Below are 473 nucleotides of genomic sequence, written 5' to 3' on the forward strand. Positions count from 1 at the left end.
GTCAATCTCCTTATATTCTGCAAGCAAAAATGCTTCTTCTTTTCGCCTTGCTTCCTTTTCGAAAGCTTTGTTTTTCCGAATGCCCTTTGTTCGTTGTGCATTACTCATCGGTATTTTTTCAGTTTTTGATTTCTTCTTAGCACCTTTGACAACATATTCTATTTCAGCATCCAAATTTACTTTTTCCTGCAATTCTTTATGCTTATATTCTTGTTGTTTATATTTCTCATAGGCGCGAAGATATTCTATATCATAAAGTGAACAATCCGAATAACGTTTTTGATGGTCTAATAATGTACAAACTTCGTAGCCTCTATCATCCTCATTTAGCAAATAAATATAGCTCATATTACGAGGATCATATGAAACCTTAATGCGCCAACTTTTCTCTCTTGCTTGAGGAAACCACCCTTCTCGTATCGCCTTTTCACAAGAATACTTCATATCTTTGAATTCAATCCCTTTATATGTGA

Annotated in this window: 1 pseudogene; it reads right to left on the minus strand. The window is 34.2% G+C overall.

From position 1 onward, the window contains the following. Positions 1–459: pseudogene (locus KVT27_RS23645) on the minus strand (DNA-binding protein); the annotation flags it as partial. Positions 460–473 lie beyond the last annotated feature (14 nt).

The organism is Lysinibacillus sp. GbtcB16, from assembly GCF_019091145.1.
Lineage (GTDB): Bacteria > Bacillota > Bacilli > Bacillales_A > Planococcaceae > Lysinibacillus > Lysinibacillus fusiformis.